This is a genomic window from Methylobacterium oryzisoli, from assembly GCF_046557895.1.
GTDB lineage: Bacteria > Pseudomonadota > Alphaproteobacteria > Rhizobiales > Beijerinckiaceae > Methylobacterium > Methylobacterium oryzisoli.
In genome coordinates this window covers 1-25,260 of the sequence record NZ_JBKIBX010000035.1, presented here as the reverse complement: position 1 = coordinate 25,260, position 25,260 = coordinate 1, and the positions used below count along the sequence as shown (strand labels likewise).

General features: G+C 68.4%; 15 protein-coding genes and 1 pseudogene. 9 read left to right on the top strand and 7 right to left on the bottom strand.

Annotation, left to right across the window (positions count from 1 at the left end):
• Positions 1–105 precede the first annotated feature (105 nt).
• Both dgoD and ACKUB9_RS25465 read left to right on the top strand, forming a co-directional pair.
• Entirely contained in the window at positions 106–1,278 is a 1,173-nt protein-coding gene (gene dgoD / locus ACKUB9_RS25470) for a galactonate dehydratase (RefSeq protein WP_407528471.1), read from the top strand.
• Between the two features lie 297 nt (positions 1,279–1,575).
• A pseudogene (locus tag ACKUB9_RS25465) lies at positions 1,576–1,692 on the top strand (IS481 family transposase); the annotation flags it as partial.
• 133 nt (positions 1,693–1,825) lie between these two features.
• Here ACKUB9_RS25465 and ACKUB9_RS25460 read toward each other — a convergent pair.
• Positions 1,826–3,250 (bottom strand): APC family permease, encoded by a 1,425-nt coding sequence (locus ACKUB9_RS25460; RefSeq protein ID WP_407528469.1) that lies wholly within the window; start codon positions 3,248–3,250, stop codon positions 1,826–1,828.
• Positions 3,251–3,981: 731 nt separating this feature from the next.
• On the opposite strand from ACKUB9_RS25460, the gene ACKUB9_RS25455 reads away from it, so the two are divergent.
• The 3 genes from ACKUB9_RS25455 (at position 3,982) to ACKUB9_RS25445 (ending at position 8,955) form a co-directional block, all read left to right on the top strand.
• Positions 3,982–5,937 carry a multicopper oxidase family protein gene (locus ACKUB9_RS25455; protein ID WP_407528468.1) on the top strand — a complete coding sequence of 652 codons (1,956 nt, stop codon included), beginning with the start codon at positions 3,982–3,984 and terminating at the stop codon, positions 5,935–5,937.
• Positions 5,938–6,331: 394 nt separating this feature from the next.
• Positions 6,332–7,870 (top strand): alpha/beta hydrolase, encoded by a 1,539-nt coding sequence (locus ACKUB9_RS25450; protein ID WP_407528467.1) that lies wholly within the window; start codon positions 6,332–6,334, stop codon positions 7,868–7,870.
• Positions 7,871–7,941: 71 nt separating this feature from the next.
• Positions 7,942–8,955, top strand: a complete 1,014-nt coding sequence (locus ACKUB9_RS25445) for an NAD(P)H-binding protein (RefSeq protein ID WP_407528533.1) — start codon at positions 7,942–7,944, stop codon at positions 8,953–8,955.
• A gap of 1,611 nt (positions 8,956–10,566) precedes the next feature.
• Here the strand turns inward: ACKUB9_RS25445 and ACKUB9_RS25440 are convergent.
• From ACKUB9_RS25440 to ACKUB9_RS25420, 5 genes are all read right to left on the bottom strand, one after another.
• On the bottom strand, positions 10,567–12,519 hold the full coding sequence (locus ACKUB9_RS25440) for a PHA/PHB synthase family protein (RefSeq protein ID WP_407528465.1): 1,953 nt from the start codon (positions 12,517–12,519) through the stop codon (positions 10,567–10,569).
• A 657-nt stretch (positions 12,520–13,176) separates the two neighbouring features.
• Positions 13,177–13,800, bottom strand: coding sequence for a hypothetical protein (locus ACKUB9_RS25435; RefSeq protein ID WP_407528463.1), 624 nt, complete (start codon positions 13,798–13,800; stop codon positions 13,177–13,179).
• On the bottom strand, positions 13,775–14,290 hold the full coding sequence (locus ACKUB9_RS25430; protein ID WP_407528461.1) for a c-type cytochrome: 516 nt from the start codon (positions 14,288–14,290) through the stop codon (positions 13,775–13,777). The genes ACKUB9_RS25435 and ACKUB9_RS25430 overlap by 26 nt, the downstream gene beginning before the upstream one ends.
• A 55-nt stretch (positions 14,291–14,345) precedes the next feature.
• Positions 14,346–16,103 carry a PQQ-dependent dehydrogenase, methanol/ethanol family gene (locus ACKUB9_RS25425; protein ID WP_407528459.1) on the bottom strand — a complete coding sequence of 586 codons (1,758 nt, stop codon included), beginning with the start codon at positions 16,101–16,103 and terminating at the stop codon, positions 14,346–14,348.
• Positions 16,104–16,196: 93 nt separating this feature from the next.
• On the bottom strand, positions 16,197–16,559 hold the full coding sequence (locus ACKUB9_RS25420) for a copper chaperone PCu(A)C (protein WP_410823877.1): 363 nt from the start codon (positions 16,557–16,559) through the stop codon (positions 16,197–16,199).
• Between the two features lie 598 nt (positions 16,560–17,157).
• Between ACKUB9_RS25420 and ACKUB9_RS25415 the strand changes: the two genes are divergently transcribed.
• Complete coding sequence (locus ACKUB9_RS25415) at positions 17,158–19,470, top strand: xanthine dehydrogenase family protein molybdopterin-binding subunit (protein ID WP_407528456.1); 2,313 nt, start codon at positions 17,158–17,160, stop codon at positions 19,468–19,470.
• A gap of 308 nt (positions 19,471–19,778) precedes the next feature.
• Here the strand turns inward: ACKUB9_RS25415 and ACKUB9_RS25410 are convergent, their stop codons facing one another.
• Positions 19,779–20,501, bottom strand: a complete 723-nt coding sequence (locus ACKUB9_RS25410; protein ID WP_407528455.1) for a GntR family transcriptional regulator — start codon at positions 20,499–20,501, stop codon at positions 19,779–19,781.
• Positions 20,502–20,651: 150 nt separating this feature from the next.
• Between ACKUB9_RS25410 and ACKUB9_RS25405 the strand changes: the two genes are divergently transcribed.
• The 3 genes from ACKUB9_RS25405 (at position 20,652) to ACKUB9_RS25395 (ending at position 25,103) form a co-directional block, all read left to right on the top strand.
• Positions 20,652–21,677 carry a TRAP transporter substrate-binding protein gene (locus ACKUB9_RS25405; RefSeq protein ID WP_407528453.1) on the top strand — a complete coding sequence of 342 codons (1,026 nt, stop codon included), beginning with the start codon at positions 20,652–20,654 and terminating at the stop codon, positions 21,675–21,677.
• 84 nt (positions 21,678–21,761) lie between these two features.
• Positions 21,762–23,324, top strand: a complete 1,563-nt coding sequence (locus ACKUB9_RS25400) for a class I adenylate-forming enzyme family protein (RefSeq protein ID WP_407528450.1) — start codon at positions 21,762–21,764, stop codon at positions 23,322–23,324.
• 36 nt (positions 23,325–23,360) lie between these two features.
• Positions 23,361–25,103: a 2-hydroxyacyl-CoA lyase gene (locus ACKUB9_RS25395; protein WP_407528447.1), complete on the top strand. Its 1,743-nt coding sequence runs from the start codon at positions 23,361–23,363 to the stop codon at positions 25,101–25,103.
• The last annotated feature ends 157 nt before the right edge of the window (positions 25,104–25,260 follow it).

The following is a 25,260-nucleotide window of genomic DNA, read 5'->3' as shown; positions in this document are numbered from 1 at the left end:
CGCCAAAGAGGCCGTCTTGACACCGGGTATAAATCGTACCAATTCTCGATAACATCATACAAATAGCACGCGGTCCGCCGCCGGCGCGGACCCAGGGGGCGGCGCATGAAGATCGTGCGGGTGAAGGCACGCGTCGTGAATGCCGACATGCGCAACTGGGTCTTCGTGAAGGTCGAGACCGACCGGAGCGGTCTGTTCGGCTGGGGTGAAGCCACACTCGAATGGAAGACCAAAGCCGTCGTGGGTGCCATCGACGATCTGGAACCCCTCCTGATCGGCAAGGATCCACGCGACATCGAGCAGATCGTCCGCGTTCTCAAGAAGCACTCATTCTGGCGCCTCGGGGTCATCGGGATGAGCGCGGTGTCCGGCATCGAGATGGCCCTGTGGGACATCTTCGGTAAGGATCTGAACCTGCCGGTCTGGCGCCTGCTGGGCGGCAAGGTTCGCGACAGGGTGTCGGTCTATACGCAAGTCGGCTTGGGCGACATGCGTGCCGTCTACGAGACGCTGGACGCGATCCCCCTGGTCGACCGGGCGCAGGAAGTCGTCGCCAAGGGCTACCGCGCCTTCAAGGCGGTCTTCATTCCCTACACGCACTACCACGCGCCATTTGCCGAGGTCGACAAGGTCTTCCGGATGATGGACGCCCTGCGCAAGGCCGTCGGACCCGACATCGAGGTCATGGTCGATTTCCACGGCAGGCCGGCCAGTGTCTCCGCTGCCCTCGCCTACATCGAGGCGCTCGCCCCGGGTTGCCCGATGTTCGTCGAGGAACCCCTGCCGCCCGGTGAGACCGCAGCCCTCAAGGCGCTCGCGGCCAGGACCTCCGTACCGCTGGCGACGGGCGAACGATTGGCCGATCGAGCGGAGTTCGCGGATCTCCTGGCGACACAGGCGGTGAGCATCATGCAGCCGGACATCTGCCATTGCGGCGGCCTGAGCGAGGCGAAGAAGATCGCCGCCATGGCCGAAGCCGCCTCCGTCGGCGTGGCCCCGCATAACCCGCTCGGCCCGATCGCCGGAGCGGCGGCTCTGCATTTCGCTGTTTCGACGCCCAATCACGTCATCCAGGAAGAGATGGTCGGCGCGGTCGACTGGTATTTCGACGTCGTCCAGGGACCCATCAAGATGACTGATGGCTTCTGGGAGGTTCCGGATGCACCGGGTCTCGGCATTGCCGTCGATGAAGCGGAATGCGACCGGCATCCGTACGCACCCGAGATCATCCATACCCGACACGCCGTCATGAGCGACGGGACCGTCGTCGGCTGGTAGTCGAAGATCCCAGTTTTCTGCAGGTGCGGATTGAAGTTCTTTCCGCCAGGAAAAAAAGATAGAGCTATCGCGAGGGTACGCCCATGATCGTGGCGGCTCTGCTCGTGTTCCTCTTCTGTTGAAACACGCTGGGGAGCAATGTTGCGGCATGGACGAGAGAGGCTCTTGGTCGACGCTGCTCCGATGGCCCCGGCACGGTCGACGAGATGTTCGGTCACGGTATGTGATGTGACGGACCGAGCCTCAGCCAGGCAGGCTTCCGGGTGGCCGCCTGGAGCCGCCCGGCCCAAGGCTGGTAGGAACCGCAGCGAGCTACGCGGCCTCACGCCCGACGAAGCCATCTGCAAAGCCTGGACGGACGAGCCATCCAGGTTCATCCACGACCCACACCATCGAATCCCGGGACCATACATCCAGCTGGCGTATCGTCCTGGCGGCTGTGAGCGCGTCATGCACTCGCGTCAGACGACACCGGAGCCAGGCAACCCGCCTTTCTCGGATCCCAGGCTGCGATGACATGCCGATCATGTGTCCAATCATGTCCCGCTTAATTTACCGGCCCAGAGCGGGTGCCTTGCGGCTGCTCACTTTCTGACAGTCTTCGCGCCTGCGAACGCATCACGATCGTCGTCGCCAGCCATAGAACAACGCCGATACCGAGCAGAATGCCTGCGATCGTGTACTGGATCGCGGCGCGGCCGGTCCACGGTCCGACCAGAAATGCGCACGAGACTGCCCCGAGAATCGGCAGGATCGTCGGAGTTCTGAAGTGTTCGTGGTCGACTCTGTCTCCGCGAAGTGCCAGCACGGCGATGTTGACTATGGCGAAGACCCCGAGAAGGAGAAGCGCCGTCGTGCCGCCAAGGGCCGGCACCGCACCGACGAAGGTGATGAGTCCGATCGCCAGAACCGACGTGAAGGCGATTGCAACGTACGGGGTGCGCCGGCTGTGATGCACCCGCCCCAGAACCGATGGGAGCACACCTTCACGGCTCATGCCGTAGACGAGGCGACTGGCCATCAGCATGTTGATCAAAGCCGAGTTGGCCACCGCAAACATCGTGATCGCACCGAAGATGCCGAGCGGGAAACCGGGCGCACCGGCTGAAACGACCTTGAGGAGTGGTGTCTCGCCCTCGGCCAACTCGGCCGCTGGAACCAGGGTGATGGCTGCGATCGATACCAGAACGTAGATGAGCCCGGTCGAGACAAGGCCGGTGAGGAGCACTTTCGGGAAGATCCGAGACGGGTCCTTGCATTCCTCGGCCATGTTCACCGAGTCTTCGAATCCGACCATGGCGAAGAAGGCCAGTGTCGTGGCCGCTATGACGGACCAGAACACGCCTCGGTCACCCGCCGGCTCGAAGACGAGGACACGAGAGATGTCGCCTCGTCCTGCGCCGAGCGCCCAAAGGCCGATGGCAACGATGATCAAGAGGCCGGTAAGCTCGATGCAGGTGAGCACCACGTTCGCCTTGACGCTTTCGCCGACGCCGCGAAAATTGATGATCGCGACAAGTGCCATGAACAACAGACCAACCAGCGTGATGCCTGTGCCCTCCAGTCCGAGGCTGAAGCCGGACGAAAAATTCGCCGCGAAGGCTCTGGAGGCAGTCGAAGCGGAGGTGATGCCAGAGCACATCACGGCGAATGCGACCAGGAAGGTAACGAAGTGAATTCCGAAAGCCTTGTGAGTGTAGAGGGCAGCGCCTGCGGCTTTGGGGTACTTCGTCACGAGTTCGAGATAGCTGAAGGCGGTGATCAGCGCGACGCCGAAGGCGACCAGGAAGGGAAGCCAGACGACTCCGCCCACCTGCTTCGCCACTTGGCCGGTGAGCGCATAGATGCCGGTGCCCAGTATGTCGCCCACGATGAAGAGCAGCAGCAGCCCCGGCCCCATCACGCGATGCAGGCTAGGCTCCAGTTCCGACTGACCAGCCGCTCTGCCGATTGCTGCTTGATCGCTCATCATGACAGCCCTCTCCACGAAGCATCGATAGCCGGGATCGAGAAACCGTTCCAGCAAGGATGGCCGCTGCTCGTGCCGCCCTCATTGTCCTTGCTCACCAGTGCATCGTCTGCCGCGTCCAGCACGGCGAATCGCGCCTCAGCGTGCGATGATTGTCGGTGATCGCCAGACCAGCTCACTGCGGCATTGTTCCTGAAGTCATTCTCCGGGGTTACGTGATCGCCGCGTATGGACGTGCACCTGTCAGCCGAAGGCGCAACGCATCACTCCGACACCATCCTGAACTTGATTGCGACTGGCGAGGTTCGCCCGCCGGGCTATGCTTGTGCTGAGCACCTGTTGCACTTTGTCAAGCCGCATATGGCGGCACGGAATCGAGCCGGCCGTAGAACGCCGAATGTCATCGCCGCAGCGTCGGAGCTCATCTCGCCACGTGATGCGGCGAGATGGTCGGATCCGCCCGCATCGGAGTTGTCGGATCCACTCAAGGTCATTGTCCTGCACCCTTTCGCAATGGCCACGGTTCAAGCCCGGCTCTTCGGCCACCCCGCTCGAGCGCGTACAAATACAATTTCCAGTTGTCTTCGTGATTGCATATGACATAATGGCCACGATTCATTCAACGACGAAAAATGACGGGGAAGCAGATGATGTCCCAGTCTCGAACGTTGCGTGCTCTCGGTCTGAATTTGCGAAAAAGTCCGGCGCAGATTGCCACGATCGCTTCAGCTGGAATGCTTTCCGTGATCGGGTCCGGCGGATCGCTGGCGCAGGACGACGCCCGCGTTGCACGCGATCCGCCTGTCGCGCTCATGCGCGGCGCCGCGGAAAGCTCTCCTGCCGCGACCATGCGCGCCGAAGCTGCTTCCCCTGCCGCTCGCGGCCGTCGCGGAATCGGCAACGAGATCTTCTATGATCTCGAAGTGCGCTACGAGAAAGGTTCGATCTACAACCCTGCCACCGGCAAGCGCGACAAGGTCGAACTCCGCTCCTATGTCGGCCCGGCGGCCGATCAGCGGATTCCCTTTGTCGGGCCTCTCGTCGAGCTGTGGCCCGGCGAAACGTTCCGCATGGGATTGTTCAACAACCTGCCGGTCGCCGATCCGAGCTGCACCGGCTCGGAGGCGACGAACACGCTGCGTTGCTTCAATTCGCTCAACAACCATGCCCACGGGCTCTTCGTCAGCCCGTCTGGCAACAGCGACAACGTCCTCCTGACGATCCGGCCGGGCGTGCGCTTCCAATACGAGTACAACATCCCGTCGGACCATCCGGCCGGCACATTCTGGTACCATTCCCACCTGCACGGCTCGACCGCCGTCCAAGTCTCAAGCGGCATGGCCGGTCCACTGATCATCAGGGGTGACCGACCGCCAGCGCTGCAGGCGGACGGCTCGATCAGTCAGGGCGATATCGACACGCTGCTGCGAGAGCCCGGCGGCAAGCCGTTCCGCGAGCGGGTCGTGCTCTTCCAGCAGATCGCCTATGCCTGCCGTGACGCGACCGGCATCAAGCGGAATCCCGACAATTCCTGGCGTTGCGACGAGGGCGATGTCGGCACGATCGAAAAGGCCGACCAGCTGGCTCCCACCGCGTGGCCAACCTCGCGCCGGCACACGGCGCTCAACGGCGAGGTCCTGCCGACCTTCCGGGGAGCGAGCGCCAACACGATCGAGCGTTGGCGCGTCATCCATGGCGGCATTCGCAACACCGTGCGGCTTCGGTTCCGCAAGCTGGCGCCGGACGCCGAGGCGGCGGTCGCCGCGTTTCGCGCAACCTCCGAGGCTGCTCAGCAAGCCTTCGTCGACCAGCATTGCACAGGCGCGCCGCTCACCACCTTCAGCATCGCGACGGATGGACTGACCCGTCCCTTCATCCACGAGCGCATCGACACCTATTTCCAGCCGGGCTATCGCGAGGATCTGCTCATCAGCTTCCCTGAGAAGGGAACCTATTGTGTGATCGATGGCGAGCTGGAACCGGTCCAGGTCGTCAACGGACAGCCGCACGGACGGGAACTGCTCGGCTACGTCCGGGTCGGTGACGGACCGGGCAACGATGGGATGACGGCCCGTGATCGCATCCTCTCGGCGCTGATCCTCGCGGCTGCCGAGCACATGCCGGCCCCTGTCCGCGGCCGGGTGATCAGCGATCTCGCGAGCGGCCTCAAGCTGACGGGCTTCATGCACCATGCCCCCATTTCGACGGTCGACGGGAACCAGAGCGTGGGTTTCAACATCGCGCCGGGGCCTCGTTTCGTGGTCGGCGAGATCGACGCGGGCGGGGCGCTGATCAATGCCGAACCCTACGATCACACGAAGTACCGGGTGCTGGTGCTCGGCAAGGCCGAAGAATGGAAGCTGCGCTCCTTCGGAGGGGGAGGCCATCCCTTCCACATCCACGTCAATCCGTTCGAGATCGTCTCCATCATCCGTGAAGCCGACGGCGTCGATGTGAGCGCTCTCACTGACACGGGGCTGAGCCAGTTCGCGGGGATGAAAGGCACTTGGAAGGATACGATCTTCCTGCAGCCCGGCCACCTCGTCACCTTCCGGACCCGCTACGAGCGCTACATCGGCGATTTCGTCTTGCATTGTCATATCCTCGACCACGAGGATCAGGGCATGATGCAGAATGTTCGGGTAGCGATCCCGGACTCCACGGGGGCGCCAACCGGCGATCACCATTGATGACGCGGCCGTGTGCGCCGTGAACGGCCAACAAGTCGATGGTGGACGCCCGGCGAACGTCGTGGGTGTGCGGCTCGGGCCGGCCGGGCTGCCGCGGGAGCACGGGCGCGCCGGACCGGTGGCTGACCGACGCTGCGACGGCGCGCGTCCTTCCAGGTCGGGGCGCTCAGCGGCGCACAGGTGAAGCTTGGTGGTTTCGGAATGCGGGCAATCGGCACCTTCGTGCAGCGAACGCTGTCACGTGGGAGCCAATCCCCCGTCTGGGAGACGGTGATCCGCTCCGAAGAGCGTGCCACCGCTTGAACCGAGGCGCCCACCCCCTCTGCACCACGGGAACGACGGACCCCGCTCGGCGTCATCGCGTGACGGAGTTCGCTGTCCCGCGAGAGAACCGATGAGCCGACCGTCCCGGCGCCTCATTCGCGCCGCAACCGCCCTCGTCGCGGCCGCGGCGATCGGGCTCGGTCTCCTCATGCTGCTTCGCCAACAGGCGGGGCTCGGCATCGAACGCGTCGTGATCGGCACGACCCCCGCGACGGTGTATCGCCCCGAGGGCGGCGGACCGGCGCCCGTCGTCGTCCTGGCGCATGGCTTCGCGGGCTCGCAGCCGCTCATGGCCGCCTTCGCCACCACCTTCGCCCGCAACGGCCTCGTCGCGATCACCTTCGACCTCCCCGGCCACGGCCGCAACCCGCGGCCGCTCCCGGGCGACGTCACGCGCGAGGGCGGGACGACCCGGGCGCTGGTCGACGAGACCCTGCGCGTCCTCGCCGTCGCGCGGGCCTTGAGCGACGGGCGCATCGCCCTGCTCGGCCATTCCATGGCCTCCGACATCGTGATCCGTGCCGCGCAGCAGGTGCCCGATGCCGGCGCCACCATCGCCGTCTCGATGTTCTCGCGCACCGCCACGGCCACGAGCCCGCGCAACCTCCTCGTCATCGCCGGCGACTGGGAGGGGCGGCTGAAGGCGGAGGCGCTGCGCGTGGTGGGGCTCGCCAGCGCTCCGCTGCCGCCGCAGGCGGGCGTGACCTACGGCGACCCTGTCCTCGGCACTGCCCGGCGCGCCGCCTTCAGCCCGAGCGTCGAGCACATCGGCGTCCTGTTCAGCCCGCGCTCCATGGACGAGGCCCAGGGCTGGCTCGACGCCGCCTTCGATCGGCCGGGGCGCACCGCGCGCGCGCTCGATCATCGCGGCCCATGGATCGTGCTCCTGCTCGCGGGATCCGTCCTGCTGGCTTGGCCGCTGTCGCGGCTCCTGCCGGTAGTCGCCGACCCTCCCGCCGGCGCCGGATTGCCGGGGCGTCGGCTGTGGCCGTTGCTCGTCGGCCCGGCCGTGCTGACGCCGCTGATCCTGCGCGTCGTGCCGACCCACTTCCTCCCCGTCCTGGTCGCCGACTACGTCGCGGCCCACTTCGCGCTGTACGGGTTGCTGACGGCCGGCGGGCTGCTGCTCGTCCGCTCGCGGCCGGCGGGCTGCGCCCCCGCGCCGCCGCGGCGGGCTGCCCTGGTCGGCGCGGCGCTGGCCGCGACCCTGTACGCGGTCGTGGGTCTCGGAGGCCTCATCGACGCCTGGGTCGCCTCCCTGGTGCCGGCGTCCGGGCGGGTGCCGATCATCCTGGCGATGTTCGCGGGCACGCTGCCCTACTTCCTCGCCGACGAGTGGCTGACGCACGGGGTGGGCGGCGCACGCTGGGCCTACCCGGCCTCGAAGCTGGCCTTCCTGCTGTCGCTCGCGGTGGCCGTCGCTCTCGACCCGGGGCGGCTGTTCTTCCTCGTCATCATCGTGCCGGCGATCGTGGTCCTGTTCCTGATCTACGGGGTGCTCGGCACCTGGGCCTACCGCCGGACGGGGCACCCCGCGGTCGGCGGGCTCACCAACGCGGTCGCCTTCGCCTGGGTCCTCGGGGTCACGTTTCCCCTGCTGGCCGCCTGAGGCCCGGGACGTGGCTGCCCACGGCGGTGGCGGACGGCATTATGGTCGCGGAGGCGATCGTGGGGGGAACGATGGCGCAAGGGTCCTTCGGCCATCGCGGGCGGCGGGTCTTCCTCGTCGGCGCGACGGGCACGATCGGTCGCGCAACCGCGCGGGCCCTGGTGGCGCGCGGTCACGAGGTGGTCTGCTTCGTCAGGTCCGGCCCAGGCCGGTCGCCCGGCTCGGATGCCGCCGCGCGCCTCGGGCTGCCCGCGGGCGCCGTTGTCCGGTTCGGCACCGTGACCGATGCCGACTCGCTCGCGCGCGACGGCCTCTGCGGCGAGCACTTCGACACGCTGCTCTCGTGCCTCGCCTCGCGCACCGGGCGCCCTCGCGACGCCTGGGCGATCGATCACGACGCCCACCTGGCGCTGCTGGCCGCCGCCAGGGCGTCCGGCATCGGGCACATGGTCCTGCTGTCGGCGATCTGCGTCCAGAAACCGCTGCTCGCGTTCCAGCAGGCCAAGTTGGCCTTCGAGCGCGCCCTGATCGCCTCGGGGGCCGACTACACGATCGTCAGGCCCACGGCTTTCTTCAAGTCGCTCTCCGGGCAGTTCGAGCGCGTCAGGCGGGGCAGGCCGTGGCTGCTGTTCGGCGACGGCGCACTCACCGCCTGCAAGCCGATCAGCGACGACGACCTCGCCCGCTACCTCGCCGGGTGCATCGAGGAGCGCGAGCGGCGCAACCGTGTCCTCCCGATCGGCGGACCGGGCGAGGCGATCACGCCGAAGGCGCAGGGCGAGGCGCTGTTCGCCCTGCTCGGCCGCCCCCCGCGCTTCCGGCACGTGCCGGTGGCTCTGCTGGACGCCGTTGTCTGGGGCCTGTCCGCGTCCGGACGCGTGGTCCCCTCGCTGGCCGACAAGGCCGAGCTCGCGCGGATCGGGCGCTACTACGCCACGGAGTCGATGCTCGTTCTGGACCCCGCCTCGGGCCGGTACGACGCGGCGGCGACGCCGAGCACCGGGTCCGAGACGCTGTTCGACTACTACGCGCGCCTGCTCCGGGGCGAGGCCGAGGCCGAGCGCGGCGACCACACCGTGTTCTGACCGCGCACTCCCTGCCATGTCTGCTGCCTCTCGCTCAGGTCATGGATCGGCTCCGAAGCGCGACCGCGGCCAGGCAACACCCGTTCGAGCGACGGGAACGGAGGCCGAGGTGGCGGTGCTGACGACAGCGGCAGCTGCTTTCTGGCCCGCGAGACGCGCCGCTTGGCCCGCGAGATCGGCTTGGTGCCGAAGCGTCGGTCGCCTTCGCGCGCTTCATCATCGCCATCGTGTGGCAGTTCCAGTTCGTCCCGGCAGCGCAGGGAATGCCTGCCTAATAGGAAAAAACCGAAACGGGGTACCTCCGTTCCAGCGTACATGTTAGTGTATGTCGTTGGCATTGCCGATGATGCCAGGCGTCAAGAGCGATCTGCTCTCACGATAACTGTCGGCATCGTCTTGTGACGGAGGCGCGGCGCGCCGGGAGGAGATGATGAAAGCTTTTCTCGGAGCGCTCATCCTCGCATGGGCCCTCGGCTCGGTTGATGCAGCCGCTCGGGCACTTGAACAGCCGGCCGCCGAGCGCTCCGCCCGACAGGCGGAGTGCCTCAAGAAGGCGAAGCTGCAACGCTTCGGTCGGCAATTCGCGGCCCGAAACCGTTTCATGAGACGATGCATGGCACGGGCCTAGTCGGCGGCAGCTGAGGCGGGAGTGCTCACCGCAGAAGCGGATGCCGGCTCGGCATCGGTGAGCGCGTCATCAAGGATCTGTCAGAGGCAGCGGGCCCAGGCGACCCGTTGTCGGCTGTCGAAGCCGTTGACCACGGCGGGTCACTCTGTTGGTAAGCCGACCAGATCCAACCGGTTCGGAGGTGCGCCGGCCGCTCCCGACTGCGCATCATGGCGCGCGCTTCAGCGTCAAAGGATAAGACTGGTTGTTCTTGCAGCGCATCATGCTGCCGGGCTCGCTTGGCAGTGAGCCCGTGAAGCTGCAAGCCTCGAACAGTGCGCTGCTCAACCCGACCGCGATGCGGTCCCTCCGAGAGGGGCGCACGTTGACTTCGCCAGTGAACTCCGCCGGTCCTGACGGCGTGCAAAGCCCGGTATGTCGAATCATCAGCGGACCGCGAAACTCAGCCCCGCTGCCCGGAGTGGCGACCGGCTGGAGCGTCGCGGACAGCGACCATTCTCCGAGAAACCCGGCGGTCCCGACCAAGCGGAGCGGATCGGCGACGGCTGCTGGTGCAAGCGGGAGAGCCAGTCCGAGGACTGCCAGAGTTGACCAGCGCACGATATCCCTCTGAAGGCAGGGAGCGGCACCACTCTATGCTTGCTGCTGATCGGCGGGTTTGTCCAGGCGGTTCACCGGGCGGCGGCGGCCTCGCATGCCTGTCCGGTATCCTTCGCCGGACGTCGCCCTTGTGGCCATGGAGGTGCGTCGGGGAGCCCTCTGATCTCATGCGCCGCTCCTACGCCCATAGGATGAGGGCTGACGTCACTGCGCGCGGAGTCGAGAGCGTCGCTCTTGGCGCATGACGCCAAGCATCCAAGAGCGTGCCGTGATTCGTCACCTTGAAGCAGGGCTCCACGCCGGGGTGACGGGATGGATGCGCGGCTGGGTGCGAATGCGTCGCCCGGCTCACGCGTGAGACGGACGACACGTGCGGACGACGGTCAGGATTGCAGGACGTAGGTGCCCGGCGCGTCCCCGAGCGGCGGGTGCCGGTCGCTGCCCAATGTCGGTCGTGCCGTCAGAGGGCCGGACCGTGCCGCGAGCCACGCCGACCAATCCGGCCACCAGCTCCCGCTGTGCCGTTCAGCGCCCTTCAGCCAGTCCTGCGGCGTCGCGGCCTGCGGCTCACCATCCCGCGCGGTCCGGTACTCGCCCTTCCCGCCCGGCGGGTTGATGACGCCGGCCACGTGGCCGCTCGAAGCCAGGACGTAGCGCACGGCTCCGCCGAACAACTGCGAGATGCGCCACGCCGAGTCCCACGGCACGATGTGGTCCTTCTCGCACCCGACCGCGTAGGTGTCCTGCCGGATCCGCCCGAGATCGATCGCCACCCCTTTGAGGCTGACCTTGCCCGGCTCGATCAGGTTGTTCTCCACGTACGTGTTGCGCAGGTACCAGCTATGAGCCGCCCGCGTCATCCGCGTGCTGTCACTGTTCCAGTAGAGAAGATCGAAAGCAGGCGGTCTGTTGCCGAGCAGATAATTGTTGACGACATTCGACCAGATGAGGTCGTTCGAGCGCAGCAGATTGAACATGTTGCTCATGGCTCGGCTGTCGAGGTAGCCGCGCTCCATCATCTGCTGCTCGACGAGGTCGAGGGTCGGCTCGTCCATGAACACGGCCGTGTCGCCGATGCGCGAAAAATCCTGGGGCGAGACCATGAAGCTCGCCGCGTTGAAGCGCGCATCGCCTTTCGCCGCCAGGACCGCGAGGGTGAGCGTGAGCAGGACCCCGCCGATGCAGTAGCCCATTGCGTTCACCGTCTCACTGCCGGTGATCTCGCGGATGACGTCGCTCGCCGCCAAGGGACCGAGATCGACGTAGTCCTCCATGCCCGTCCCGTCCATGGATGCATCCGGGTTCCGCCAGGAGATCAGGAACACCGTGAAGCCCTGGGAAACCAAGTATCTCACCATGCTGTTCTTGGGCTGCATGTCGAGGATATAGTACTTGTTGATCCAGGGTGGGATGATGAGGAGCGGGATCTGCCGGACCTGCTCGGTGGCGGGCGTGTACTGGATCAGCTCCATCAGCGCATTGCGGTGGACGACCTTGCCGGGCGTGAGGGCGAGATTGCGGCCCGGAGCGAAGGCGTTCGCGTCGACCATGCTGAGGCGGCCGGCCGCGAGGTCCTCGGCGAGGTGGCGGGCTCCGTCGATGAGGCTCGCGCCGCCGGTTTCCAGGGCTTTGCGCAGGGCCACGGGATTCGACATCAGCACCAGCGCCGGGCTCATCGCATCGACGAACTGCCGGAGATGGAAGGTGAGGCGCTGCCGCTCGGCCGGATCGAGGTCGTCGATCTCGCCCCGCTCCAAGAGCCAGTCGGAGGCCAGGAGGTAGAGCTCCTTGAGGGCGAGGTAGGCCGGGTTCGTCCGCCATTCCGGGGCGGAGAACCTCTTGTCCGGCCGGCCCGTCGGGGCCGGTTCCGTGGCGAGCCCGAACAGGCCAAGCCAGCTCCGCCCCGCCTCGTCCCAGGTGGTGAGCAGCGATTGCCACACGCCCTGCCCGAGATCCATCAGGGACGTGGCGGCCTCGGACCTGTTCATCGAGCGCAGCCAGACCGTGCGCAATGCCCACGCGATCCCCGCCCAGTCGATCGGCACCACCTCCCTCAGCGGATTGGCGTTCCAGATCTGGTCGATCGACCGCAGCAGGGGATCCTTGGCCAAGTGGCGGGCGAGTGCGTCCTCGGCCAGCGGTACGTGTGGCATGGGGGTGGGCCAAGGGGTCGGCCAAGCCGCACTCTGCAGCACCTGCGGCGCCGTCGACATCTGCTCCATCCATCCCGTCCAGAGGCTCAGCATCTGGTCGGGGCTGTACTGCAGCGGATCGCTGCCGCTCGTGACGGCCGCGGACGATGGCGTCGTCCCCGTCCCGGTGGTCGGGTCGGCCATGGCATCTCCTCCGTTCTTTGTCGTGTCTTGGAGCCGCATCCGACCTGACTGCATCAGGCCGGCGTCTCTAGGTTGTTGTTTTGACGCGTATTCTTTCGACGAACCGGTGACCACTTCGTCGGAATGCACTCCAGGCCCGTTCGCGCGAGGTTGATCGCTCCTCCCTGGATGGGACCACCGGCCCGTGCCGATCCGGGCGGGCCGCACGCCGCGTGCTCACCGCGCGGAGCGATCCACCGCTCCGGATGGGTCACTTCCGTCGGACCGGCCCGCACGAGGCGGACGGGGCCGGCGCAATCTGAACAACTGCGTGACAGCGGTGATCGTTGCGGCGCATCGGTGCGGGGCCACGGGCCCCCGGCGGGACCATCCGGCTCAAGGCTGGGGCGCAGCGTGGCGGCATCGTCTCGCCGGAACCGCCATCGCGACGATCGTGCGAATCCTGGATGTGTCGAAGCATGGAGACACGTGCGTCCCGCGTCGAGGCAAGGCTCGACGCATCGGCATCATCGACGATCACGGTACTCGGCAGGTTCGAGATGCCGACATCGATGCCGCGGTCGGCGCCGACCTCGCCGTCCGGGCCGACGCACCGCAGGTCACGGGGGGATGACGTGCCGGCGGACGCGGCTAAAGGCGATCAGGGCCAGCGCAGGCTCAGCGCGCCACGGAGACGGAGATCCGCGTCCGGCTCACGAAGGCCCGCGGGCCCCGGCCGGCGTAGTGGAAGAGTTCGCGCAGCACCGTGACCGTCCGGTCGGACAGCTGCTTGCGGCATTCCTCCTTCACGAAGGTGTCGCCCAGCGGCACCTCATCGCCGGCAGCCTGTTGGGCGGCGCAGGTCCAGCCCTCCTCGCCCCAGTGGCCTCGCGCCTGCAGGCCGAGCAGGTGGCCCTTCTTGCGCAGGTAGAGCGGGACCTCGTCGTCGGTCTCGATCACGAGACCCTCGACCCGCGCCTGCTCGCCCACGAGGAGTGTCAGGTGAGCGGGATGGCCGCCGACCCGAGTGCCGTTGCGCGTCGTTCCCTCCGCGAACGCGAACCCAATGGCGTGGCGGCCGACGGCATCCGCCGGGCAGATCCGCCACTCGTCCCAGCCGGCCAGCTTGCGCGGTGGGCCGTCCCGGCAGATCAGGTCGGCGTAACCGTTCGGCGAGATCTCCGCGATGGGCATGCCGACCTTGAGATCGCGCAGATCGGTGGGATCCGGTGCCGCGGCCGCGGCGGAGGCCAGTCCGACGCACACGGCCGCGATCTCAATGCGACGCGCTCTGAGCCCCATCGCTCGTCTCCTTCTTGCGGTAGATGTCGCAGGCCCGCGAGGTGGTGCCGAAGAAGGCGGTGCACTCGGCCAGCGTCGGCTCGCCCTTACCCTTGAGCCGCTCGACCGTGTAGGCCGCCACGGCGTCGATCTCCGCTGCCCGCAGGAAGGCGGCCGCCTCCGGTGGCATGGTGGATCCCATGTCGGCGCGCAGGGAATCGTAGCACCGCACGGTGTCATAGGCGCCGCGCTCGTGGAGCGGCATGCCCGTACCGGGCCGACCGCACCTCACGACCTCGACGATCTGCTCCTTGGTGAGATTCGTCCGGCGCAGCGACAAGGCCTCGCCGCCGTAGCCGCCGCCGCCGTCGCCATGCCACTTGTGGCAGCCGGCGCAGGCCTTCTTGTAGACTTGGAGGTCGTCGGTGCCGCCGCGTGCGCTTTGCGCCCATCCCGCGGCCGGGAGGAGCGCGAAGGTCGCCGCCAGCATCGTGACACGTCGCTTCATCATGCCGTCGTCCCCCGGGGCGGCGGGGCCGCCGAGGCCCCGCCCGATGCGCACCGGCTCAGAGCGCGAAGACGTAGAGCGTCGAACCGGGCTGGATGCTCTTCAACTCGGGCGTCGAGTCGATGAACCACTTGTCCCAGGCGCCGCCGAGGCCGACCAAGATGGCGATGTACTGCTTGCCGTCCACCGAGAAGGTCATCGGGGGGGCGTTGACGCCGCCGCCAGTCCGGAACTCCCAGAGCTTGTCGAGGGTCTTGGCGTCGAGCGCCATCACCCCGCCGGAGGGTTCGCCGGTGAAGACGAGGTCCGGCGTCGAGAGCATGCCCCCGAGCAGCGGGAACGGCGTCTCGTGCTTGCCCGCCACCTTGCCGGTCTTCACGTCGATGGCGGTGACGCTGCCGGTGATCCGGAATGGGTTGGTCGGGCCGCCGCCGGTGAAGAACTCGCGTGGCTTGAGGCTCGCCGTGGTCATTGCCTCGTGCGTGACTCGGTTGCAGCTCTCGATCACCGGGATGTACCAGAGTTGCAGGTTCGGATTGTAGGAGGTGGGCGGCCAGTTCTTCCCGCCCATGTTGCCGGGGCAGAAATCAGCGGTCTTGTTCTGGGCACTCGGCGTGTTCGCGGCGATGTAGGTTTGCACGTCCTTGGAGGGATCGTACTCGAAAGGCTTGCCGGTGTCGGGGTTGATGCCCCGGGTCCAGGTGACCTTCTTGACGAAGGGCGTGGCCCAGACGAATTGGCCGTTGGTCCGGTCCACCGCATAGGCGAAACCGTTGCGGTCCGCCTCGATGGCGAGCTTGCGCCCGCCCGCGTCGACGAGCAGGTTCTCGGACACGCTGTCGTAGTCGTAGGGATCGTTCGGCGTGTGCTGGAAGTGCCACTTGATCTTGCCGGTCGTGGCGTCGAGGGCGAGGGTCGAGTCGGTGTAGAGGTTGTCGCCGGGCCTGTACGCGTTGTCCCAGTCCGGACCCGGGTTGCCGATGCCCCAGATGATCAGGTCGGTGGCCGGGTCGTAGGTGCCGGTCACCCAGGTCGAGCCGCCGCCACTCACGGCCGCGTCGTTCGGCCCCTTCCATGTCTCGGAGCCCGGCTCGCCCTTGCCCGGGATCGTGAAGGTGCGCCAGACCTCCTTCTCGGTCTTGAGGTCGGTGGCCGCGATCCAGCCGCGGATGCCGTACTCGGCCCCGCCGACGCCGCTGATCGCCATGTCCTTCACGATCAGGGGCGCACCCGTGATGGTCTCGCTCTTGTCGGGATCCGCGACCTGGCGCTGCCACGCCACCTGGCCGGTCTCCTTGTTGGTGGCGATGAGGCGGCCGTCGAGGGTGTGGCTGACGACGAAGTCGCCCCAGAGCGCCACGCCGCGGTTGTTCACGCCGCAGCAGGCCACCGCTCCGGCCCATTCCTTGTCGGTCTTGGGATCCATCTTCCAGAGAAGCTTCCCGTCGCCCCCCCGCGTGTCGATCTTGTAGACCGACCCCCACCCGTCCGTGACGTACATGAAGCCGTTCTCGACGATGGGCGTGCCTTCGAGACCGCCGTGGCTCCAGATGCCGCCGCCCTCGATGCCGCCGAGCTGCAGCGTCCAGGCGACCTTGAGGTTCTTGACGGTGTCGCGGTTGATCTGCGTCAGCGTCGAGAAGCGATGGCCCGCGAAGGACTTGTGGTGATGGATCCAGTTGCCTTCCTCCTTGTCGGCGTTGAGGAGGCGGTCCTGCGTGACGGTGTCGGCGGCGCGGACCGGAACGGCGGCGAGCGCCAGCAGCGAGGCGGCCGCGAGAAACCGCCGCGACCACGGCGTGCAGGGTTCGATCATCTCGACATCTCCTCCAGGCGGCCGCCATGATCCGCGTGGTCGCCCCGCCCCGTGCGGCCATGGGCGGGCGATCCGAAACGGGGCGAGCCCCGGTCACCGGCCCGGTGGGCCGCGGCGGACATCCACCGCCACCTCCATCGGGCCCGCCTTCCGGAAGCTCGCCGCGCAGACGAAGCGCTCACCCTCCGCGAGGGGCTGACGGGTCTGGAGCAGCATGACGTGGACGCCCTCGGAGGTGAGCGCCGTCTCGCCCGCGGCCTTGATCGCGATGATGGGGATCGGGCGTCGGGCCGGAGGCCCCTCCCCGCCCCGATCGACCGTCACCTTCTCGCTGAAATTCGCGAAGGGGCAGCGCAGGCGCAGGAGGGCGTCGGCCTCGTTCGCCCGGTTGAGGACGGCCATCTGGAGCGGCACGTCCGATCCCGTCTGCGCCGTCGGGGCGATCCAGGCGTTCACGATCTCAAGATCGCCCGCGAGGCAGGCCGCCGAGGAACCGGCCAGACCGGCCATCCCTAAGGCAAGATGGCGTATAGAGCGAAGAGCAGAAGTGTCCATCAGCCGAGCTCGGCCGTAGGGACGGAATAAACCGATCCAGATCCCGGCATCTGCTTCCTCCCGGGTTCTTTTGTGCGTCGTCTTGACGACGCATTTACAACTAAGGGTAACGGGCATCAGCGGGACGTCAAGAGCCTTCGCCACGCACCGCCGCATGCTTGCTTGACGGCCGGCGCAGACCTTGCCGGCGTTCGCCGCACGCAGACGCCTCCTCGTCGATGTGTTACGCTTGGGGACCAATGACCGGCTCGCCCGTTCGGCCGGCCCGGGAGGAATGCCGCCCCATGGATGGAGCCTTGTGCGCGCTCATCGTCCGGCGCGGCGTGCCGACCCTGCCGGGAGCCCGTGCGGACGATCGCTGGCGGGGCGGCGGACCGGGAGCGGAGCGCCGCGTTCGGTCGGATCGCGGTTCGGCAGGCCAGCCGCATGCCGGCCACGGTCCGCGCTCCCCCTGCGTCCTCCCGGATGTGCAACGCTTGCGGGGTCCAGCGAGGGTCTCATGACGATCACCAAGTTCGGCATCGGCCAGCCGCTGCGGCGGATCGAGGATGCGCACCTTCTCACGGGGGCGGGACGGTACGGCGACGATCACGCGCCCGAGGGCTGCCTGCACGCGGCCCTGCTGCGCAGCCCGCACGCCCATGCCCGCCTCCGCATCACCGACGTCGCCACCGCCCGCGCCATGCCCGGCGTGCACCTCGTCCTCACCGCCGCCGAGGTGGCGAACCTGGGCGAGATCAAGTGCCAGGCACCGGTCCCGAACGACGACGGGAGCCAGAACCATCTCGCGCACATCCCGGTGCTCGCGAAGGACACCGTCAAGCACATCGGCGATGCCGTCGCCTTCGTGGTGGCCGACACCGTCGCGCAGGCCCGGGACGCCGTGGAGGCGATCGGCATCGCGTACGAGGTCCTGCCGGCCGCCATCGGAATCCGCAACGCCCTGGCGAGCGGTGCGGCCAGCGTCTGGGAGGCGGCGGCGGACAACGTCGCCTTCGACGCCAGCCTGGGCGACAAGGCGGCCACCGATGCCGCCTTCGCGGCGGCGGAGCGGGTCGTGCGCATCGCGGTCGAGAACCAGCGCGTCGTGACGAACTACATGGAGACGCGCAGCGTCGTCGCCGAGCCGGACGGGGCGACGGGGGGCCTGACGCTCACCATCCCGAGCCAGGGCGTGCACGGCCTGCGCGACACCCTGGCGGGCGTCCTCGGCGTCGCGAAGGAGAGCCTTCGCGTCATCACCGGCGACGTCGGCGGCGGCTTCGGCACGAAGACCTTCACCTACCGCGAGTACCCGCTCGCGGCCGAGGCCGCGCGCCGGCTCGGACGGCCGGTGAAGTGGGTCTCGGAACGGGGGGAGCACTTCCTCGCCGACTCGCAGGGGCGTGACAATCTCTCGATCGGCGAGGTGGCGCTCGACGGCGAGGGCCGCTTCCTCGCCATGCGCTTCGACGTGATCGGCGATCTCGGCGCCTACCTGTCGCAGTTCGGCCCCTACATCCCGTATCTCGGCGCCACCATGCTCACCGGCGTCTACCGCACGCCGGCGCTGCACGTGAGGGTGCGGGGCGTCTACACGAACACGGTCCCGGTGGATGCCTACCGCGGCGCGGGACGCCCCGAGGCGGCCTACCTCGTCGAGCGGCTCGTGGACCGGGCCGCGCGCGAGACGGGCCTGGGCCAGGACGAGATCCGCCGGCGCAACTTCATCCCGCCGAGCGCCATGCCGTACACGACGCCGATCGGCGATCGGATCTACGACACCGGAGACTTCGCGGCGCATATGGGCCGCGCCCTGGAAGCCTCCGAGTGGGCGGGGTTCGAGGCGCGCCGGGAGGAATCCCGCCGCGCCGGACGCCTGCGCGGCATCGGCCTCGCGACCTACATCGAGTGCACGGCGTGGGGCGAGGGCGAGGACGTGAGGATCACCCTCGACAAGGACGGCGGCGTCACCGTCTACGTGGGAACCCAGTCGAACGGTCAGGGGCACGCCACGGCCTACGCGCAGTTCGCGGCGGAGCAGTTCGACCTTCCGCCCGATCGGATCCGGGTCGTGCAGGGCGATACCGCACGGGTCGCCACCGGAGCCGGCACCGGCGGCTCGCGCTCGATCCCGGTCGGCGGCATCTCGGTCGACGCCGCCTCGAAGGACCTCGCCCGCAAGCTCAAGGACCTGGCCTCCGAGGAGTTCGAGGCCGGCATCGGCGACATCGAGATCGTGCAGGGCGCCGTCCGCATCGCCGGTACGGACCGGAGCATCGACTTCGCGACGCTGGCCGCGCTCCCGCGCGCCACCGAGGCGATGCTGACAGGCAGGGGCGACTTCGTGCCCCCGAGCGCGACGTATCCCAACGGAACCCACGTCGCCGAGGTGGAGCTCGACCCCGAGACCGGGATCACGCGCATCGTGCGCTACACCGTGTGCGACGATTTCGGCATGACGGTGAATCCGCTGCTTCTCGCCGGCCAAGTGCACGGCGGGGTGGCTCAGGGCATCGGACAGGCGCTGCACGAGCGCACCGTCTACGACGCGGAGGGGCAGCTCCTCACGGCCAGCTTCATGGATTACGGCCTGCCGCGGGCCGAGGATGTCCCGTTCTTCTCCTTCGAGACGAAGAACGTGCCCTCGACCACGAACCCGCTGGGCATCAAGGGAGCCGGCGAGGCGGGTTCGATCGGCTCGTGTCCCGCGATCATGAACGCGGTCGTCGACGCCCTCGACCGGGGCGTGGGCATCCGGGACATCGACATGCCCGCGACACCCGCCAGCATCTTCGCGGCCCTGCGGGCGAGGCGTCAGGCTGCGGAGTGACGCGACCGCCTGCCTTACCGATGTGAGAAGGTCCGCTGTCGCTCGATGAGGGGGCGTTCCGGCGCGTGCCAGCGATGGCTCGCCCCGTCTCCGAGAGGCTGGTGAACGCTGCCCGTTCCGGCAGAAGCCCTCGGAGGTGATGGCGTGCGGCTCTCTGGCGAACGCGCGCGCCGGCAGCTCGTCCTTGAGGCAAGGGTCGAGGCGTCTCGGGTCGGTTCGGGATCGCGGGTGCCCGGCGATCCACGCTCGCATGCCTCGTTGCTCACGATCTCGCTCGTCGTCGCTTGGCTCGCCTGAGGCGGCGTGCCTCAGCGGCTGACGCGGCGGCGGCGGGTCTCCTCGGCCGAGGTGTCCTCCTGCGCGCGCAGGCGGGCGACGAACACCGTGGCGGCCCGCGAGATGTGCTGCTGCGCGAGCCGGTCTGCCCGGTCACCGTCGCCCGCCATGACGGCCTCCAGGATGGCGGCGTGCTCCTCCCAGATGCGCCCCGGCATCGTCTCGTCCTCGCGCAGCACCTCGCCCATGATCCGCTGGAGGTGGTTGAAGTGCGGGGTGACCGTCTCGACGATGATCGGGTTGTCGGCGATCTCGCCGAGGAAGCGGTGGAAGGCGATGTCCGCCGCGATCAGCTGCGAGACCGAACCGGATGCGATCGCGGCGCGCCCCGCGGCGATCAGGGGCGGTCCCTCCCGCCGCGCGCGCTCGGGATTGCGCTGCGCCGCCAAGCGGCTCGTCAGCCCCTCCAGCACGCCCCGGACCTCGTAGAAATTGTGCACGAAGGAGGCTTCGAGCGGCGAGACGATCAGGCCGCGCCGCGGCGCGTCGCGCACGATGCCGTGGTTGCGCAGCAGGAGCAGGGCCTGCTGCACCGGCTGGCGCGAGACCCCATACGCCTCGGCCAACTCGTCCTGGATCAGGCGCGTGCCCGGCGCCAGGCGCCCCTCGGTGATCTCGTTGAAGATCGCCTCGTAGACCTGCTCCACCAGCCGGTGGCGCGTCACGCTCGCCCGGCTCTTCGCGTCGCTGGCCACGGCCGGAACTCTCTCGGACAGATTCATGGAACGCCGTGTTGCGCAAAGCGGCCGGCCGTGCAATAGCGAACACCAAATTCGAATTCCGAATTCAAAAACCGGATCCCGAGGCCGGGGTCTCGGGTAGGATTCAAGTCAGGGAGAGAAGCGATGACGGGTCTCACTCGGCGACACCTGTTCGCGTCCGGCCTCGGCGCAGCGGCCATCGCGGGCCTGGGCGGGTTCCCGCGCCCCGCACTCGCACAGGGCACCAAGCTCAGCTTCAAGCTCGGTACCGATCTTCCGGTGCCGCATCCGGTGAACGTGCGCATCAAGGAGGCGATCGCCGCGATCGCCAGCGAGACCAACGGCGCCGTCGAGATCGCGCTGTTTCCCTCGAACCAGCTCGGCAGCGACTCGGACATGCTGTCCCAGATCCGCTCCGGCGCTCTCGAACTCGCCACCTTCCCGGGCACCGTGGTCTCGACCCTGGTGCCGGCGACCTCGCTCACGGTGCTCGGCTTCGCCTTCCCGAACTACGACAGGGTCTGGGCGGCGATGGACGGCGAGGTGGGGGCCTACATCCGTCGCGCGATCGAGAAGACCAACCTCGTGCCGTTCGAGGCGACCTGGGACAACGGCTTCCGCCAGATCACCACCAGCACGAAGCCGATCCGGACACCGGCCGATCTCAAGGCCTTCAAGATCCGCGTGCCGGTGGTGCCCCTCTGGGTCTCGATGTTCTCCGCGCTCGGCGCGGCGCCCGTCAGCATCCCGCTGAGCGAAGCCTATTCCGCCCTGCAGACCAAGATCGCCGACGGCCAGGAGAATCCCCTCGCGCTCATCAACTTCGCCAAGTTCTACGAGGTCCAGAAATTCTGCTCGCTGACGAACCACGCCTGGGACGGCTTCTGGATGATGGCGAGCGGGCGGGTCTGGCGCGGCGTCCCCGCCGACGTGCAGGCGATCATGGTCAAGCACTTCAACGCCGCGGCGCTGAAGGAGCGTGACGACATCGCCAAGGCCAATATCGACCTGCAGAAGGACTTGGAAGCCAAGGGACTGGTCTTCAACACCGTCGACCCGATGGCCTTCCAGACGGCCCTCAAGGGCACGAAGTTCTACTCGCAGTGGCGGGAGAAGTTCGGTGCCGACGCCTGGGCGCTGGTGCAGAAATACGCGGGCGACATCGGCTGACGGGCCGCACCCGGGCCGGACCCGGGTCCCTCGGCAGCGCGGCCGGATGCGCCCCGCCCGCGGCCATTCCAACGGGAGCGATCGATGAGAGATGTGCTGACGCCCGGGCAGATGCTCGCCGTCCAGGCGCGCCTGCAGCCCGATCGGATCGGCGCGCGCGACCTCGAGCGCGCGATGACGTTTCGGCAATGGAACGCGCGGGCCTGCCGCCTCGCCAACGGGCTCCTCGGCCTCGGGCTCGCCAAGGGCGACCGCGTCGCGGTGCTGGCCTACAACTGCGTCGAGTGGCTGGAGATCTACGCCGCGGCCGCCAAGGCGGGCCTCGTCGCGGTGCCGATCAACTTCCGGCTGGTCGGGCCGGAAGTCCGCTTCATCCTGGAGGATGCCGAGGTCGCAGCCCTGATCGTGCAGGACCAGCTGGCCCCGACCCTGGAGGAGATCCGCACCGATCTGCCGGTGCCGGAGGGGCGCGTGGTCTGGTTCGGGTCGGCCCCCTGCCCGGCCGGCCTGCGCGGCTACGAGGACCTGATCGCGGGCGCGAGCGAGGCCGAACCCGGCCTCGCGGTCGATCCCGCCGACCCCTGGATGCTGATGTACACCTCAGGGACGACCGGGCGCCCGAAGGGCGCCATCCGCAGCCATCGCGGCGCCGCGATGCTCTCGCTCGTGACCGAGATCGAACTCGGCATCCACCGCCCCGACGCGGCCCTCCTCGTCATGCCGATGTGCCACGCGAACTCGCTCTACTTCTTCGGCGCGTTCAGCTATTGCGGCGCGACGACCAGCGTGTACTCGCGCAAGAGCTTCGACCCCGAGCATTGCGTGCGGGTGCTGGCGCAGAGCGGCACCACCTTCACCTCGCTCGTGCCGACCCACTACGCGATGATGCTCGGCCTGCCCGCGTCCGTGCGCGAGCGGGAGGATCTGAGCCGCGTCACGCGGCTGATGATCTCGTCCGCCCCCGCGCGGCCCGACACGAAGCGGGCGGTGATGGAGATGTTTCCGAAATCCGGGCTCTACGAACTCTACGGCGCGACCGAGGTCGGCTGGGCGACCATGCTCCATCCCGAGGAGCAGTTCACGAAACTCGGCTCCGTCGGGCGCGAATGTGTCGGTTCCGCCCCGATCCGCCTCTTGGACGAAGCCGGACACGAGGTGCCGGACGGCGAGGCGGGCGAACTCTACTGCAGCAATCCGTACCTGTTCGACGGCTACTGGAAGCTCCCGGAGAAGACGCGAGAGGCCTTCCGCGGCGAGTACTGCACGGTGGGCGACATGGCCCGCCGCGACGCGGACGGCTTCATCCACCTCGTCGACCGCAAGAGCAACATGATCATCTCCGGCGGCGAGAACATCTATCCCTCCGAGGTCGAGGCGGCGATCGGCGGGCACCCGGCCGTGCACGACGTCGCGGTGATCGGCCTGCCCGACGAGACCTGGGGCGAGCGCGTCCACGCGGTCGTGGTGCTGCGGCCCGGCGCGGCGGCCGACGAGGCCGCGATCCTCGATTGGTGCCGCGAGCGGATCGCCGGCTTCAAGCGCCCACGCTCCGTCTCGTTCCTGGCCGACGAGGCCATGCCGCGCACGGCCACCGGCAAGAACCTGCATCGCAAGCTCAAGGAGCACCTCGTCGGCGCGCGCGCCTGAGCGCACCGACGCACGCACCATCGAGGGAGAAGAGAGATGAGCCAGTCGGCCCAGCCGGTCACGGACCTCAATGCGGACGAGCAATCCTGCGCGGCCTGGATCGCGCAGTTCCTGAAGGCGCGCGGCGTCGCGCGCATCTTCGGTCTCCAGGGCGGCCACATCCAGCCGATCTGGGACCACGCCGCCCGGCTCGGCATCCGGATCGTCGACGTGCGCGACGAGGGGGCGGCCGTGCACATGGCCCACGCCCACGCCGAACTCACCGGCGAACTCGGGGTCTGCATGGCGACGGCGGGACCCGGCGTCACGAACTGCGTCACGGGGATTGCCAACGCGGCGCTGGCGCGGGTGCCGGTGCTGCTGATCGGCGGCTGCACCTCGCGGCCGCAGGCCAATCTCGGACCGCTCCAAGACATCCCTCACGTCGACATCCTGCGGCCGATCACGCGCCAGTCGCGCACGGCGCGGGTCGCCGAGCAGGTGATCCGGGAACTCGACGAGGCGGTGAGCCGCGCCTTCGGCGATGCCGGCGAGCCGGGTCCGGTCTACGTCGAGATCCCCACCGACGTACTGCGGGCGCACGTGCCTCGCGCGCTCGTCCTCGACGACTGGATGCGCCCGAAGGCGCCGCGGCCGTTGCCGCCGGACCCCACCGCCGTGGCGGCGGCGGTGGATGTGCTCTGGTCGGCCAAGCGCCCCCTGGTGATCTCGGGCCGGGGCGCACGCCAGGCCGGCGGCGAACTGATCCGCCTGCTCGACGCGCTCGGGGCGGTCTACCTCGACACGCAGGAGAGCCGCGGCCTCGTCCCGCCCGATCACGCCGCGACGGTGGGCGCCATGCGCGCCGCCGCCATGAGCGAGGCCGACGTCGTCCTCGTGGTCGGGCGCAAGCTCGACTACCAGCTCGGCTACGGCTCGCCCGCGGTGTTCCCGCACGCGCGCTTCGTGCGCATCGCCGATACGGCGGGCGAGCTCATCGACAACCGCCGCGGCGAGCCGGAACTGCTCGCCACGCCGGCGCTCGCGCTCGCCGCCATCGTCGAGGCGGCGGGGAATCGCGAATCCGCCCTCGAGCACGCCTGGGCCGAAGGGCTGCGGCGCCGCCACCGCGAGCGCATGACGGGCGGCGGCCCCAAGGCCGCGACGGGATCGGACGGCCGCATCCATCCGAACGCGATCTTCGACGCGATCCGCGAGACCGCCGATCCGACCTACATCGCGGTCGCGGATGGCGGCGATCTCCTGAGCTTCGCCCGGATCGGCCTGGAGGCGCGCACCTACATGGATGCGGGCGCCTTCGGCTGCCTCGGCGTCGGCGTCCCGTACGCGGTCGCCGCCTCCCTGGCTCACCCGGAGCGGCAGGTCATCTGCGTGACCGGCGACGGCGCCTTCGGCATCAACGCCATGGAGATCGACACCGCGGTCCGGCACGGCGCCAAGGCGGTGATCGTGGTGTCGAACAACGCGGCCTGGAACATCGAGCGCTACGACCAGGAGACCAATTACGGCGGCCGGGTCGTCGGCACGCTGCTCGCCGATTCCGACTACGCCGGCATGGCGCGGGCGCTCGGCGCCCATGGCGAGCGGGTCGAACGTCCCGAGGATCTGCCGGCCGCGATCGCGCGGGCGCTGGCGAACGCGCCGGCCCTCGTCGATGTCGTCACATCGCAGACGGCCGTCTCCTCCGACGCCCGCAAGGGGCTCGGCTTCGTGCCCGACTACCAGCCGCTCACCGCCTGGGACGACGCCGAGAGGCGGCGGCGCGGCGAGCTGCCGTGATGCCGCGCCGCTGAGTGCGGACGCACCCGCGGCCTCGTGCAGGCCGCGAGCGCTCGGGAAGGCCGGCGCCGTGCCGCCGGCTTTCGACAAGGACTGGAAAGCCAAGTTCGGCGACGCGGCCTGGGGCCACCTGGAAGCCGCCTCCGGCAAACTGGCC

Excerpts from the sequence above, each read along its gene's own strand:
- dgoD (WP_407528471.1), top strand. The coding sequence starts at position 106 with ATGAAGATCGTGCGGGTGAAGGCACGCGTCGTGAATGCCGACATGCGC.
- ACKUB9_RS25460 (WP_407528469.1), bottom strand. The coding sequence starts at position 3,250 with ATGATGAGCGATCAAGCAGCAATCGGCAGAGCGGCTGGTCAGTCGGAA.
- ACKUB9_RS25455 (WP_407528468.1), top strand. The coding sequence starts at position 3,982 with ATGCTTTCCGTGATCGGGTCCGGCGGATCGCTGGCGCAGGACGACGCC.
- ACKUB9_RS25450 (WP_407528467.1), top strand. The coding sequence starts at position 6,332 with ATGAGCCGACCGTCCCGGCGCCTCATTCGCGCCGCAACCGCCCTCGTC.
- ACKUB9_RS25445 (WP_407528533.1), top strand. The coding sequence starts at position 7,942 with ATGGCGCAAGGGTCCTTCGGCCATCGCGGGCGGCGGGTCTTCCTCGTC.
- ACKUB9_RS25440 (WP_407528465.1), bottom strand. The coding sequence starts at position 12,519 with ATGGCCGACCCGACCACCGGGACGGGGACGACGCCATCGTCCGCGGCC.
- ACKUB9_RS25435 (WP_407528463.1), bottom strand. The coding sequence starts at position 13,800 with ATGGGGCTCAGAGCGCGTCGCATTGAGATCGCGGCCGTGTGCGTCGGA.
- ACKUB9_RS25430 (WP_407528461.1), bottom strand. The coding sequence starts at position 14,290 with ATGATGAAGCGACGTGTCACGATGCTGGCGGCGACCTTCGCGCTCCTC.
- ACKUB9_RS25425 (WP_407528459.1), bottom strand. The coding sequence starts at position 16,103 with ATGATCGAACCCTGCACGCCGTGGTCGCGGCGGTTTCTCGCGGCCGCC.
- ACKUB9_RS25415 (WP_407528456.1), top strand. The coding sequence starts at position 17,158 with ATGACGATCACCAAGTTCGGCATCGGCCAGCCGCTGCGGCGGATCGAG.
- ACKUB9_RS25405 (WP_407528453.1), top strand. The coding sequence starts at position 20,652 with ATGACGGGTCTCACTCGGCGACACCTGTTCGCGTCCGGCCTCGGCGCA.
- ACKUB9_RS25400 (WP_407528450.1), top strand. The coding sequence starts at position 21,762 with ATGAGAGATGTGCTGACGCCCGGGCAGATGCTCGCCGTCCAGGCGCGC.
- ACKUB9_RS25395 (WP_407528447.1), top strand. The coding sequence starts at position 23,361 with ATGAGCCAGTCGGCCCAGCCGGTCACGGACCTCAATGCGGACGAGCAA.